Below are 13930 nucleotides of genomic sequence, written 5' to 3' on the forward strand. Positions count from 1 at the left end.
CGGCTAACGAATCCGATTGGGCGAAACACGTTTTCTCACCTTCGACGAATCACTATGACGAATCACTCCAACGCAAACACTTCATTCATGCCCAGTTGGCTTCGCTACACGGTTATCGCCGTAGCGACGCTGATGATGTGTTCGTGCCAAGCTGCTTTGGATAGTGCAGCACTGGGTGGTTCGGTGATCGGAGGTAATTCGATCGACAAGGCGCTGCTTCGCGGTCAAAGCCCTGAAACGAGCGATCGCCGTATTCCCAAGCAATTGCCTTCGTCGCTTACGTCTGCACAGCTGGCGAGTGCGTCGGAACCGATTGCCGATTGCCCTGTAGACACCGGCTGCGCTTGTTGCAGCAGTTGCCGCACTGGCGATGGCGCAGCGGGGCCAGGCGATGAATACTTGTGTGATGGTGGCGACAAAGGCAATCCGGCTAGCGTGCGCGCCGACTGGACAGTCGATGGGTTAGGCCAGGAAGATACCGTCGCTCACTACGACACGGTTGATGGCCGCACAGTCGTGACGCCGAGCAATCAAGTCTGTATTTACGCACCACGCTTTGGTGCGATTCGCCGTGTGATTGACCTGCGTGCTTACGCTCGCATTGATGCGCCGCACGGTGCGATTCAAGATCAATCATTGGTGCGAATCGACGAGAACCAAGGCGCACTGATTTCGCTCAACCAAACCGAGCCCACCATCGATCGCTTGAACCTGCCGCCGAGCTTGCTGAAAGAACGCGACCGGGCCAGGGCGACCGAGCGTGTCCGCCGCGTTGGGCAAGTGCTAGGTCGTTTGCAGCCGTATGCGGACATCCAAGTCGTTTCCACAGGCGAAATGAGCCAATCGCAAGGACCGCTCGTGGGCCGTGCTTCCTTAGCTGCGATTGCCTGGACAGGCAATCAAGCCGCTCAAGTAACCATTGGGCGAGTGATAGCTCACGCCGAGGTTGGCCTGCGCCAGCCGGGTGTAGTTTACCAGATGCGCGAGCCAAATTCTCCGAAGCTACGACTGCTGAAACTTGCCTCGACCGACCACGCCAGGCCAGGCGAAGAAGTAGAATTCACCCTGCGTTTCGACAACATTGGCGACCGCGTCATGGGTAACGTGACAATCGTGGACAATCTCACCACTCGGCTGGAATACATCGAAGGCAGCCAAAAGTCCACGGTCGAAGCCGACTTTAAGACCCAGCCCAACGTGCAAGGCTCGTTGGTCGTACGCTGGGAAATCGTCGAGCCTCTCGAGCCAGGCGACGGCGGCGTGATTCAATTCAAGTGCCGCGTTCGGTAAGCTATGGTTGTCATCTCGCTTGAGAGAAAAAACCATGATTGCTGTGCTGCTCGCCACCTTAAGTGCCTTACTTGTCGCTTGGGGGAGTTGTATTTACTGCGACGAAGTAGATAACACCCATAGCAACTCCAAGCTTCGGGCAGCAACTCTTCTACTATCGACTAGCGTTTGGATAATTGTACTAGTCGAGACAGCCCAACAATTGCAACTCCCGGGCTCCTCTGGACCGGTGCAGTACTCCCTAGACGAGCAGGGGCAGATTAGTGCTTTATTCTTCGTTCGTGTTTTCGCAATGCTCGTCATTCTTGCCAACATGGTGTTGGCGGTGCTTGTCGTCTGTCGGCTGATTGCCGCAGCGATTCAACCCAATACACGTGACAAATGGCGGCTGTGCTTGCTTCCCATTATGTCACTAGCGGCTTTTGCTTTCGCCTATTACCTGTTTTTCACCCGAGAATTCTCTCCTGCGGTTTGAAGCCAATCACATTACTGGAGGCCAACTGGTAACCCACGAGCTGGCGTCAAGCGGATTAAGCAGGATTAGTGATTCCGTGAAGAGGGTATAGGGTTTCAAGTTTGTGCTGTACGATGGTGCAAACGCTCTCTCGCACTCCCTACCCCTCACCTTACTGCTGCCCTCTGTGTCTTACTTCTTCTTCCTATTTATCTGCGTGATCTGGGGCGCGAGCTTCATACTTATGGATCGTGCGCTGCAGGCGATGGGGCCGATCGCCGTGGGGTTGGGGCGGCTGATAGGCGGTTCGATCGTTGTTGGCTTGTATTGCTTGGTGACGCGCAAATGGGCTCGGCTCTCGCGAAGCGATTGGATGCATATCGGTGTTGTCGCCGTGCTAGCAAATTCTTTGCCGTTTGCGATGCAGCCCTACGTCATGGCACAGGCGGATGAGCATGCGTACTTCGGGCTGATGGTTGCGCTTGTGCCGATCGCGACCATCCTGATTTCCATTCCCATGCTGAGCGTGCATCCTACGTCGCGACAATTGGTAGGCGTACTAGGCGGTCTGGCTTGTATGGGGCTAATTGTGAGCGACGGCCAACAACGTGGTATTTCTACGCTGCATTTGCTCATGGCGCTATCCGTGCCGGTGGCCTACGCCATTGGAAACACCTATATCAAGTGGAAGCTCGATCATGTGCCGACTGCGACACTCACGCTCATGACGCTACTCACCGGGGCAGCGGTGCTCGCCCCCCTACAATGGGCACCCGGGGCGCTCGAAGCTCTTGGGTTGTCTGGGCCCGCGGAGCCGCAGAATGTAGCGCTCGCCTGGAGTTCGCTGGCGGTATTGAGCGTCTTAGGCACTGGCGTGGCGATTCTCATGTTTATCCATCTCATTAAGACCGAGGGGCCGCTGTTTGCAGGCATGGTCACCTACGTGGTACCCATGATGGCGCTGGTGTGGGGGGGCTACGATAAGGAGAAACTCACGACCACAGAAATCGTTGGTGTGGCCGGCACGCTGGCGATGGTGGCGTTGGTACAATGGCGCTCGGCAACGACGGTAGTGGACGAAGTGAAGGTCTAGATCGATTTGGGTTGAAGCGACGTCGGAACGACGACGGCAAACGGTAAACTGATATCTTAGGAAATGACGATGAGCGAATCTTGGCTAGCAAAACGGACCTCACACTTCGATAGCTCGGGCATTCGCAAGGTGTTCGACTTGGCGGCGAAGATGGAGAATCCGATCAATCTGTCGATCGGGCAGCCCGACTTTCCTGTGCCAGATGCAATCAAAGCTGCTGCTTGTGAGGCGATTAACTCGGATAAAAATGGGTATAGTCTGACCCAAGGCGTTTCACCCTTGCGGGAGGCGCTGCAAGCGAAGGTCGATGCGCAGTACGGTCACGACGATCGCCGGGTGCTGGTGACTTCCGGCACGAGCGGTGCGCTGGTGCTCACGATGATGGCGCTCGTGGATCCTGGCGACGAAGTGATATGCTTCGACCCCTACTTTGTCATGTACCCGGCGCTCGTGGGCATGGCGGGTGGCAAGGCCGTGGTGCTGGATACCTACCCCAACTTTCGAATTGATGTCGATAAAGTCGCCGCGGCGATCACCCCGCGCACAAAGCTTATCCTGCTCAACAGCCCGGCCAACCCTACGGGAGTCGTAGCCACTGAACAAGAAGTAAAAGCATTGGCGGAGCTGGCTGCGAAGCACAACATTGCGCTGCTGAGCGACGAGATCTATCGTCAGTTCTGCTACGACGGTGCCCTGCCCTCCCCCGCGGTGCACAATGAGAACACGATTGTTGTTGATGGTTTCAGCAAAGCCTATGGCGTGACCGGCTGGCGACTCGGCTGGGTGCACGGGCCGGCGGCGGTCATTGATAAGCTGACGATGTTGCAGCAGTACACCTTTGTGTGCGCGCCGCACCCGTTGCAACATGCGGCGCTGGCGGCGCTCGACGTAGACATGAGCGAGCAGGCGGCGGAGTACGCCCGACGGCGTGACATGATTGTCGACGGCTTGCGAGATGTCGGCTACGAGGTGAACCCTACTGGCGGAGCGTTCTATGTTTTTCCGAAAGTTCCTACCGACGAAACGGGGCAGCAATTCGTACGACGGGCCATTGAAAACGAACTGCTGATCATTCCCGGCGAGATCTTTAGTAGCCGCGATACCCACTTTCGGATTTCTTACGCTGCAAGCCTAGATACATTGGAACGCGGGCTGGAAGTACTGCAGAAGTTAGCAAAAGGTTAACTACAGCGTCAATTTAGCGGTTTGCTCATATACCACATCGCATCTTCAGGCTCTTGCATTGAGCAATCGGCCGGCGACGGTGCGGGTTGGAATCCGAACTCTGCATAGATGTTACTGGCCCTTGTGTTCTGCAATTTCACTTCGAGCGTGAGCTTGCAGCAGCCGGTTTCTCGTGCCGCAGCTTCAACAGCCTCCAGCAATCGGCGAGCAACGCCCTGCCCCCGCACCTCGGGTGCCACGTATACATCGTGAAGATTGATCAGCGGCTTCGCGGCAAACGTGGAGAAACCGCCGAAGGCGATAATCATGCCGACCGGTTGCTCGCCTTGCATCGCGAGAAAAGCGACAGTCGTGGGATGCTTGCGAAGCCCATCAATTAAATTCGCGCGTGCGTAGTCGCTAATCGGGTGGCCGTCACCCATGGGATCCGCGGAGTAGGCGTCCAGCATCGCGATGATGGCAGCTTGGTGCGCTGGGTTGGCGAGATCTGCAGTGAGGATATTGATGGGTGTCATGCGTGTTGTAGCGTACTCGTTCCGGTTGCGATCAGCAATCAATGCTGTTTGCTTGAAAGCGTTTTTGCCGGAAATTGAGCTCAGCTGCTATTATAGGATTCATGAGCACAGCCGTGCATTGCCAGCCCATCGCAGATGAAGCGGTACCGATGGGGCATCGCTACGAGTCGGTCGAGATCGTGCCGCACGACGGGGAACCCTCGCCACTGGAGAAGCCGGAAGCGAAGCTTGCTGTGGCGGCGTTATTCCCGCCGAGCCCCGCGGGCGTATGGAACGTGTAGCGAAGTTGGCTGGGAGCACCTCGTCGCAAGCTGGGGCCGCCAGTGCTGATAGAGAGAAGGTAGAAACTGGAGCGGAGGTCGTAGGGACCTTGGATTGGGATGCGGTAGGATGGCGAGAAGTACACTTGCAAGATCAGTTGAAGTTTGGCGGACAATGAACTCCACATGTTTCTCAGTTCGCTGTCCCCAAGTAAGCAGCTTCAACAATAGTGTCATCATCTCCGTTCACTAACCGATAGGGATGTATAACATCTGGATTACTTAAGACTATGATCGAGTCGAGGGGCAACCAAAGCCCTGAATCTAACCTCCCGAGCGGATTAATCTTCCAAGTCGAACCGTCTTCTAGAACAACTACTGTACCGTCGTTTGTCTTTGACTTTACCCAATGACCTTCGCCAACATTGCCATATAGTTGTTGGTTTGCACCCCTGATCGGAACCTGTTGCCAATTCCGATTAAGATTATCTGGTTGCCGCTTTTGTTGTAAAAGACGTTGATTGGGAGGAGTCACTTGCAGTGCCGCCAGCCTTTGCTTTTCCTCTTTGAATTCCTGAAGTTGCTTCTCCAAGGCTCTGGACGATTTCGTCAACTCAGCCAGCTCGTGTCGTGAGTCTTTCAGCTGCTGCTCAAGTTCCTTAACTCTGAAAGCCAGGAATTGCTTGGAACTCCTCACGTAAGACTTGTCATCACCAGAAAGAGTACCCCAAGCGAGTGAAATAATCTTTCCTTCTTGACTGCGAATCTTGACTACCTTCCTTGTTGTGGATATGAGTTCAGCATCTCGACGATGCTTCCCAGATGCGCTTACCCATTCTCTTCCGAAGCATGAAGCTGGGGCTACGCACATAGAGAAAATGAGTAGATAGATTGCATTTTTCATGGCTGATCTCCAAGACAGTGTCAGATCGCACAGTAGATATCCTAAACCAAAAAAGTTTTGCAGTACATTGCTGACGATTATGGACGGCTCACTTGATAATATAGCTTGCAAGCTATTCACGATCAAAAACAAGGCCTTAACTCCTAGCGCAAGAAAAAAACGGGCCTCCAGGATTGCTCCTGGGGGCCCGTTCTTGTTGGCGATTGTGACTTGAGAGTCCAACGGGGCGGTCTGCCGATCCCCACTGGCTTGAACGTCACTCGCTCCTTCGATGTAACACTCGTTTAGGCACTCTTGTTGGCCGGGGCCTCTTCGTCGCTGAATAACTTGGCTCGGCCATCGACAATGTCGTCGGTGATGGTGTACCGGCTGCCGCGGGGCTGGTCGGGTAGCTCGAACATGATGTCCAGCATCACGTTCTCGATGATCGACCGCAGGCCGCGGGCACCTGTCTCGCGTTCGGCCGCTTTGTGGGCGATTGCGTTGAGGGCCTTGTCGGTAAACTTAAGATCGGCATCCTCCATCGAAAACAAGTGCTCATATTGTTTGGTAAGAGCATTTTTCGGTTCTGTGAGGACGCGGACCAACGAATCTTCCTTCAGCGGCTCAAGATGAGTCACTACAGGTAGGCGTCCAACGAGCTCGGGAATGAGTCCGTACTCGATGATGTCGTCCGTGGTGACGTGCGAGAGAATCTCGCCCAGGCTCATGTCACTCGCGGTATCTTCACTCTGGCTAAAGCCAATCGAGCGTTTGCCTAATCGCTTACTGATGACATCCTGCACGCCATCGAACGTACCGCCACAGATGAACAGAATGTTCGACGTATCGAGCTGGATATACTGCTGCTCGGGGTGTTTGCGTCCCCCTTGCGGCGGCACATTGGCCGTGGTGCCTTCGAGCATCTTCAGCAGTGCCTGCTGAACACCTTCGCCCGAAACATCGCGGGTGATCGAAACATTTTGGCTCGTCTTGCCAATCTTGTCGATCTCGTCGATGTACAGCACGCCACGTTGGGCAGCTTCCACATCGAAGTCTGCTGCGTGGAGCAACTTCAAGAGCAAGTTCTCCACATCTTCGCCCACGTAGCCCGCTTCGGTGAGCGTCGTGGCATCGCCGATGGCGAAAGGCACGTTGAGGCTCTTGGCCAAGGTGCGAGCGAGCAAAGTCTTGCCGCAGCCGGTGGGGCCCACGAGCAGGATGTTTGACTTGTCGATATCGATATCTGTTTCATCCTCAGCCACCATGAGCCGCTTGTAGTGGCTATGGACTGCGACGGCGAGCACCCGTTTGGCGGACTCTTGGCCGATGACGTACTCTTCAAGCTCCGCCACGATTTCTCGTGGGCTGGGGATCTTGGTGAAGAGCGTTTTGCTCGTGCCGCGGCGTTTGCGTTCCTGATCCAAAATGGATTGGCACAACTCTATACATTCGCCACAGATGTAAACGTCGCCCGGGCCTTCGACCAACGGACCGACGTCGCGATAGCTCTTGCGGCAGAACGAACAGAAGGCGTTTTTCTTGGAAGCGCCGCTACGTTTGGTGATGTCCCTGCTGGAGGGCATGGTGGCTCCTTCGTCATGTGCTTGGCAGTGCCGGGTCATCGCCGTCCCGGCAGCCATCGCGGATCGATTTATGCTTAAGTTGCTCGAAGGAGTTGCCTGATCAAACTCGCCGGCGAGGGAGGTTCGCACTCGCAAGACTTGATGTCTGGTAAACTTTATGGGCTGGGCGGGTCATCCGTGTCGCACTCAGCTCGAGCTGCCCAAATGGTTGGGCAATTTATCACTGGTTATGGTTACGTACGGCAAGCGATCTTCGTTCGCCGATGAGTCTCTTGTACTGGGATTAACTTCGTCTGGGTGTGCTGGCATTCATCACCTCTGTGGCTGAGTGCCGAACAACCGTGTCAGGCGCATCTGCTGGCGCACTTGGTCCTAGGTGGCGGTATCCCCTCAAGTGTTAGGGGTGTTAGGGTTTCACATTGTCGCGATTCGCTGCGAGAATCATGTTCTAGTCGCTAGCACGATTCGCAAAGCGGATAATGACGAGCACTACGAGGAGCCAATCTCGACTATTGCTACTTCTCTCCAAGCTCGCTCTTCACAGTGCTAGCAAGCTTTTTCTTGATAGTTTTGTATTCCTCGTCGCTGAGCCCCCCTTGGGAGTGCAAGTCTCGGAAGTTGGTCATCGCCTCGCTGGCGTCGAAATTGACACCCGCATTGCGCGTGCGAAATTTTTTAGCGACCTGAATCGCTATGGCGATTAGCGCAAAGATCACGGCAAACCAAAGCATGGCCGTGGTGAGGCCCCAGGCAGCGTTCTCCAATGTCGGTGGTTTGGCTGGCAGTTTCGTTGGATCAATTTCGGATATCAGCACTTCTTTCCTCGCCGCCCCTGTTGCCTCGCCCCATAATGTCTAGCAGTGGCGGCTCTCCCCGTGACTGCCCATGATTCCTCCATTATTGACCGCCCCTGAAAATGAGTCCAGACGAATGCCCTAACCGGCAGAAATTCCTGGAAAGCCATAAGTGCCGCAACCCGCAAGGTTTAGCTTCTGCGGCAGACTCTGCTGGATGAGGCCAAGCGAGTGAAGCGGCCCCTGGGGAAGCTCCGATACCACCGTTAGGGGCCGCTGCGCGCGTGGTCGGACTCGTTCGCAGAGGAGACCGGGCGAGGCGTAGCTTGCCGGCTATTTTGGTTTGCTTACTTGAATCATGAGTTGTACCTAGTGAAATCACCACTTCCACCACTGCGAGTCGCACTGATAGTGCGACAAGTGTGCGCAGTCGTCCTGGGAGTCGTGCTGTTAGGATCGGCAGTCGGGGCTGCGCGCTTTCCGATTGAACCGCCACAGATGCAGACTACCTACTTGGGTGAACGCATCTTCATGCTGCCCTATCAAGTGAACGCCAGCGATCCCCTGGCAAGCGAAGTGAACAAAGTAAGATTGCTCATGTCACGCGGAGCAGCTGCCGATTGGCAATCACTTCAGGAAGCCGAGTCCAATGTGCGTGGCTTCAGTTACCACTGTCCTGCTGATGGCGAGTATTGGTTTGCGGTACAAATGGTCGATCGCCGCGGCAACGCTTGGCCCTCCGGCGAGATCAAACCGCAGATACGGCTTGTCGTGGATACCGAGAATCCGCAATTAAAACTCGCAGTAGCTTCCGACGGACAGAACGCGACGATTCGATACGCTGCCCGCGATAAGAATCTGAAAAGCGAAACCTTGCGAGTTGAAGTTCGTGCCGATAATGGCGTGTGGCGCCCCGTGCGTTTGCCGGACGCCGATGTAACGCAGGACGATCGGCTCATGGGTCGGGCTCGATTTGCAATCGAGTCACGCGACATTCAAGTTCGCGCTAGCATTGCCGATCACGCTGGGAACACAGTACAGTCACGAGCAGGCGATTCGGCGCGAGCGGGTGATCCTTTTGGGTTTCAACCGTCGGATGAAGATGTCGATAATGGCCCTTCGCTGGGGGAAGCACAATCGGGTGACACGATCGCTCGGGGCAGCGGTGCTCGCGTTGACGATCTTGAATGGCCGGCACTCAACGCTGCCCGCCGTCATCGTCCGCTGCCTACGGTGCGTGTTCCTGCCGACCAGCGTGAGGTTGATAAACTGACCGGTGTTCCGCCCTACAAAAACACCTACACCGAAAATTCCGTCACGGGCCGATCCTATCCTGAAAACAGCAACTCCCAAGGCTTCGGGAAGGACTTAGTGCAACAAAACCCGTTTGTCGCCAACGAGCGAACAGATTCGCCAACGCGATTTGTAAACGATCGTTTCAATCGCGACACAATCAACTCTAAGGACTATGACGCCAGCGAGCTGACCCCCGCGCCGTACCGAGCGCCCACAGAATCCACCGAAACGGACAGCCGCTGGAGATCGGCTGCCGATCCTAGCGGCCTACCGGCAATGCTCGTGAGCAGTCGTACGTTTGATGTGGAGTACGACCTAGAAACGGTGGGACGCTGGGGGGTTGCTCGCGTAGAAATTTGGGGCACGCAAGATGGCGGCCAGACGTGGGCCAGCTATGCTGTGGACACGGATAATCGTAGCCCAATTCGCGTGACCGTGCCGGGCTCAGGGACGTTTGGTTTGAAGATACTCGTCGATGGCGCCAACGGCGCGGCTGCACCGACCCCCCAAGCAGGCGACCAGCCGGAGATGACCGTGCGAGTTGACTTGCACGCACCGACCGCAGAGCTAATTTCCGCAGAGATTGGTAGGGGGCCTCTAGCCGATAACTTACTCATCCAATGGGCGGCTGCGGATACGAATCTGGAAGAACGCCCCATCGGTTTGTTTTACAGTTCCCACGAAAACGGCCCCTGGTCAACCGTCGCAACGGACTTAGAGAACACGGGGCAATACGCCTGGCGGATTGAACGACACGTGCCGGACCGCTTCTATCTAAAAGTGGAAGCGCGAGATACGGCCGGCAATGTGACGGCAGCGCAGACGCCGTCGCCCGTGGTGCTTAGTCGCCCAAAACCGGCCGGTCGGTTGCGCGGCGTGAGACCCATCTCGAACTCGAACGCCAAGCAACGCGTGCCAGTGGTACGACCGTTGCCACCGCGAGATCGCCGCTCGCCAGACCACCATTCGCCGGATCAAACGGCAATGGAACACGAGCGCGGGCAACGGTAGGGCTCTAGGCTTGAGGGCGGATTTAGTAGATTACTATGCGCTAGTCGCAGGGCAATGAGTACACCTGCTTCGTTCGCTCTAGAGGGGCGAGCATTTCTTCCGTGAGGCTAAGCCTAGAGTCAAAAGACCTAGTGCGAGTACTAAGGTTGAAGGCTCGGGTACGGTCACGTTGGCCGCTGTACTTGGCGTGCTGCCCGTGTGGAAGCGTTGCCACAGGATGAAGTCGAAGCCGTCGACATCGGTGTCTTTATCGGCATCGCCATCGGAGAAATCTGCGCCGGTTTGCGTGCCATAGTTGCTGTTCCACGTGGCCAGATCATCCCCATCGACATCCGCATCGAAATCGAAGTCGGCTGGGAAGGTGCGCGCGATGGTGCCGCCGCTAAAGGCTGCGACGTTACTGCCCACGGAGAACAGTGAATTCAAGTGAGTCATCACCCCATTGACCAGCGCATAAGCATTGATGTCGCCCAGCACGAGCATCGAGCCGTCAATCAGTTCCAACCCGTCCGGTCCACCAAATCCTGGCAAGTAGAGTGCTTCCTTGCCGGAGGTGCGATTGCCGTTATCGATCAGGTCGGTCAGGAATGTCATGGTGGGCGTGCCCGTTTCGCCAACAATCAACCGGCCGATGCCAAAGTTGTTGGTCGCCGTACCGCCAACGCCGAGATCGTCACCGCCCGCTTCCAGGAAGGTAGCTTGCACGCTGATAACTTCCACAATACCTGCGTCGAGATTCACTTGGGCTTCATTCGTCGTGGCGTAGAGTAGATCTTTACCGACTTCGAGTTTGGCTCCGTCGGTGAGAGTGAGTGAGCTTTGCGGCGAGAGGTTTATGTTGCCAGAAACGGCCAGCGTGGACTGCGGACCGTCGGCTGAGATGGAGACTACGCCCGCAGTGTTGAGATTGGCTAAGTCGATGCGACCCCCTGACTCAACTTGGATCCCGATGCCTCCACTAGCAGTCTTGGTGATGGTCCCGACGTTGGAGAGATCGATCACTCCGTTGTTGCTGGCAATGATCGAGCGCGTGCCGTTGGAGTTTCTGGAATCGGCATACGATTGCAGAGACGACAGGTCGAGCAGCGTGCCGGTACCATCAGCAGAGAATTGCGTTGTGTTGCCGGTGAAGTATTCGTTGTTGAATGTCGTGGCCGTGATTTGCGTTGCGCCGTATTGCTTCCCGCCACGCAGCAGGAAGCGAGACCCGTTGATCGTGGTCAGTCCGCCAGCTGCAACGTTCAGGTTTTGTCCCGCGGTCATGCTGGCCGTGCTATTGGTAAAGTTGGTGAGCGATGTCGCGGTGAAGGTACCTGCGTCATCACCTTCAAAGGTGACGGCACCTTCGGTGTAATCCAGCGCGTCGTTAGCGGTGAACGAGCTACCGTTGGCTAGATCGACAGTCAGTCCACTCGCCGTGGTCAGACTGGGGAGTGCGTAGGTCGGGTTATCAACATCAATACGGGTCGCTCCGGTGACGGTTGTCAGTCCGTCGAGATTCACGTTCCCGCCGCTGGCAACTTGAATACCGATGACTCCACTAGCAGTCTTGGTGATGGTCCCGACGTTGGAGAGATCGATCACTCCGTTGTTGCTGGCACTGATCGATCGTGTGCCGTTGGAGTTTCTGGAATCGGCATACGATTGCAGAGACGACAGGTCGAGCAGCGTGCCGGTACCATCAGCAGAGAATTGTGTCGTGTTGCCGGTGAAGTATTCGTTGTTGAATGTCGTGGCCGTGATTTGCGTTGCGCCGTATTGCTTCCCGCCACGCAGCAGGAAGCGAGAGCCGTTGATCGTGGTCAGTCCGCCAGCTGCAACGTTCAGGTCTTGTCCCGCGGTCATGCTGGCCGTGCTATTGGTAAAGTTGGTGAGCGATGTCGCGGTGAAGGTACCTGCGTCATCACCTTCAAAGGTGACGGCACCTTCGGTGTAATCCAGCGCGTCGTTAGCGGTGAACGAGCTACCGTTGGCTAGATCGACAGTCAGTCCACTCGCCGTGGTCAGACTGGGGAGTGCGTAGGTCGGGTTATCAACATCAATACGGGTCGCTCCGGTGACGGTTGTCAGTCCGTCGAGATTCACGTTCCCGCCGCTGGCAACTTGAATACCGATGACTCCACTAGCAGTCTTGGTGATGGTCCCGACGTTGGAGAGATCGATCACTCCGTTGTTGCTGGCACTGATCGATCGTGTGCCGTTGGAGTTTCTGGAATCGGCATACGATTGCAGAGACGACAGGTCGAGCAGCGTGCCGGTACCATCAGCAGAGAATTGTGTCGTGTTGCCGGTGAAGTATTCGTTGTTGAATGTCGTGGCCGTGATTTGCGTTGCGCCGTATTGCTTCCCGCCACGCAGCAGGAAGCGAGAGCCGTTGATCGTGGTCAGTCCGCCAGCTGCAACGTTCAGGTCTTGTCCCGCGGTCATGCTGGCCGTGCTATTGGTAAAGTTGGTGAGCGATGTCGCGGTGAAGGTACCTGCGTCATCACCTTCAAAGGTGACGGCACCTTCGGTGTAATCCAGCGCGTCGTTAGCGGTGAACGAGCTACCGTTGGCTAGATCGACAGTCAGTCCACTCGCCGTGGTCAGACTGGGGAGTGCGTAGGTCGGGTTATCAACATCAATACGGGTCGCTCCGGTGACGGTTGTCAGTCCGTCGAGATTCACGTTCCCGCCGCTGGCAACTTGAATACCGATGACTCCACTTCCGGTCTTAGCAATCGTCCCCAGATTGGAGAGATCAATCACACCGTTGTTGCTGGCACTGATCGATCGTGTGCCGTTGGAGTTTCTGGAATCGGCGTAGCTAAGCAACGACGTGAGGTCCAGTAGAGAGCCGGCACCACTTGAAGAGAACTGAGTAGCGTTGCCGCTAAGGGCAGTATTGGTAAACATCGTTGCGGCAACACGGACGGTTCCACCATTGGTTGCGAACAGTTGAGCCCCTTCCGGAGCGAATGCTGCTCCTGCTCCCGTTGCTTGAAACAATGCCGTAGTCGAGTCGGCGGTGATCCCTCCACCTATGAGCGCATCGTCTAGCACGGTCAGGCTGTGACCACCTGGGACTGTTAGAGTTGAACCGCTTGCTAGTGTGAAGTCGTTGATCTGCGAAGCGGGGTCGACATCGAACAGCACGCCATGGCCCGTGGGGATTTCGACGTTGAACTGGTCTGTCACATTGTTCAGCGGCGCTTGGTTGATATCCCAATTGCCCGCAGCCTTGTAACTGGATGGATCACCTAGTTCGTCACCCTCATAGACTGCTGTGAGTTCCGCTGATTGAGCATTGCCAAGCAGGCAAGACAAAACTAGGCAAACCGCCAAAGACAGAGCGACAGAAACGCGAATACCTGCGGACCATGCTAGAGATTTCATGATTGTTCTCCGAAGCCGAATCATTTAAGGCAACTGAAATGAGATGAGCAAGACGAGACTGGTAGGACCAGGCCGCTGGCAAGAGCCCGTGGCAAACCGCAGGTGCATCTTATCGTCCGCTGCGAGAAGATGCGAAGAAAAATGCACCTTCCCTGAGAATAGGCGAATTATCACCTGAACTCTGGCCC

11 protein-coding genes are annotated in these 13930 nt (G+C 55.9%); 6 read left to right on the forward strand and 5 right to left on the reverse strand.

Annotated features, from left to right (window positions below):
- Positions 1-54: 54 nt before the first annotated feature.
- From HG15A2_RS18545 to HG15A2_RS18560, 4 genes are all read left to right on the forward strand, one after another.
- Complete coding sequence (locus HG15A2_RS18545; RefSeq protein ID WP_145062148.1) at positions 55-1290, forward strand: DUF11 domain-containing protein; 1236 nt, start codon at positions 55-57, stop codon at positions 1288-1290.
- A gap of 34 nt (positions 1291-1324) precedes the next feature.
- Complete coding sequence (locus HG15A2_RS18550; protein WP_145062149.1) at positions 1325-1765, forward strand: hypothetical protein; 441 nt, start codon at positions 1325-1327, stop codon at positions 1763-1765.
- Between the two features lie 166 nt (positions 1766-1931).
- Positions 1932-2837, forward strand: coding sequence for a DMT family transporter (locus HG15A2_RS18555; protein WP_218932081.1), 906 nt, complete (start codon positions 1932-1934; stop codon positions 2835-2837).
- A gap of 69 nt (positions 2838-2906) precedes the next feature.
- Positions 2907-4022 carry a pyridoxal phosphate-dependent aminotransferase gene (locus HG15A2_RS18560; protein ID WP_145062152.1) on the forward strand — a complete coding sequence of 372 codons (1116 nt, stop codon included), beginning with the start codon at positions 2907-2909 and terminating at the stop codon, positions 4020-4022.
- 8 nt (positions 4023-4030) lie between these two features.
- Here HG15A2_RS18560 and HG15A2_RS18565 read toward each other — a convergent pair whose 3' ends face one another.
- A complete protein-coding gene (locus HG15A2_RS18565; protein WP_145062154.1) occupies positions 4031-4537 on the reverse strand; it encodes a GNAT family N-acetyltransferase in 507 nt (168 codons plus the stop codon).
- A 101-nt stretch (positions 4538-4638) separates the two neighbouring features.
- On the opposite strand from HG15A2_RS18565, the gene HG15A2_RS18570 reads away from it, so the two are divergent.
- A complete protein-coding gene (locus HG15A2_RS18570; RefSeq protein ID WP_145062156.1) occupies positions 4639-4818 on the forward strand; it encodes a hypothetical protein in 180 nt (59 codons plus the stop codon).
- A 172-nt stretch (positions 4819-4990) separates the two neighbouring features.
- Here the strand turns inward: HG15A2_RS18570 and HG15A2_RS18575 are convergent, their stop codons facing one another.
- The 3 genes from HG15A2_RS18575 to HG15A2_RS18585 all read right to left on the reverse strand — a co-directional run bounded on the left by HG15A2_RS18575 (position 4991) and on the right by HG15A2_RS18585 (position 8081).
- Positions 4991-5701 (reverse strand): hypothetical protein, encoded by a 711-nt coding sequence (locus HG15A2_RS18575; RefSeq protein ID WP_145062157.1) that lies wholly within the window; start codon positions 5699-5701, stop codon positions 4991-4993.
- Between the two features lie 284 nt (positions 5702-5985).
- Positions 5986-7266, reverse strand: coding sequence for an ATP-dependent Clp protease ATP-binding subunit ClpX (gene clpX, locus HG15A2_RS18580; RefSeq protein WP_218932082.1), 1281 nt, complete (start codon positions 7264-7266; stop codon positions 5986-5988).
- A gap of 515 nt (positions 7267-7781) precedes the next feature.
- Positions 7782-8081 carry a hypothetical protein gene (locus HG15A2_RS18585; protein WP_145062159.1) on the reverse strand — a complete coding sequence of 100 codons (300 nt, stop codon included), beginning with the start codon at positions 8079-8081 and terminating at the stop codon, positions 7782-7784.
- A 351-nt stretch (positions 8082-8432) separates the two neighbouring features.
- Here HG15A2_RS18585 and HG15A2_RS18590 point away from each other — a divergent pair, with 351 nt between their 5' ends.
- Positions 8433-10367 (forward strand): hypothetical protein, encoded by a 1935-nt coding sequence (locus HG15A2_RS18590; RefSeq protein WP_145062161.1) that lies wholly within the window; start codon positions 8433-8435, stop codon positions 10365-10367.
- Positions 10368-10445: 78 nt separating this feature from the next.
- Here the strand turns inward: HG15A2_RS18590 and HG15A2_RS18595 are convergent, their stop codons facing one another.
- Positions 10446-13742, reverse strand: a complete 3297-nt coding sequence (locus HG15A2_RS18595) for a beta strand repeat-containing protein (RefSeq protein ID WP_145062163.1) — start codon at positions 13740-13742, stop codon at positions 10446-10448.
- Between the last annotated feature and the right edge of the window lie 188 nt (positions 13743-13930).

The organism is Adhaeretor mobilis (assembly GCF_007741515.1).
GTDB classification, from domain to species: domain Bacteria; phylum Planctomycetota; class Planctomycetia; order Pirellulales; family Lacipirellulaceae; genus Adhaeretor; species Adhaeretor mobilis.